Origin of the sequence: Streptomyces sp. URMC 124 (assembly GCF_051386455.1) — a bacterium.
Lineage (GTDB): Bacteria > Actinomycetota > Actinomycetes > Streptomycetales > Streptomycetaceae > Streptomyces.
This window is the reverse complement of sequence record NZ_JBPQTS010000403.1, coordinates 1-304: the sequence shown is the minus strand read 5'-3', so window position 1 is coordinate 304 and position 304 is coordinate 1. Positions and strand designations below refer to the sequence as shown.

Annotated in this window: 1 rRNA gene; it reads right to left on the bottom strand. The window is 57.6% G+C overall.

Annotation, left to right across the window (positions count from 1 at the left end):
* A 23S ribosomal RNA gene (locus ACSNOG_RS33130) occupies positions 1-304 on the bottom strand; the annotation flags it as partial.

Here is a 304-nt window from a genome sequence, read left to right as displayed (position 1 = left end):
TCGCCCTATTCGGACTCGCTTTCGCTACGGCTTCCCCACACGGGTTAACCTCGCAACACACCGCAAACTCGCAGGCTCATTCTTCAAAAGGCACGCAGTCACGACGCACCGAGCAAGCTCGATGCGCGACGCTCCCACGGCTTGTAGGCACACGGTTTCAGGTACTATTTCACTCCGCTCCCGCGGTACTTTTCACCATTCCCTCACGGTACTATCCGCTATCGGTCACCAGGGAATATTTAGGCTTAACGGGTGGTCCCGCCAGATTCACACGGGATTTCTCGGGCCCCGTGCTACTTGGGTG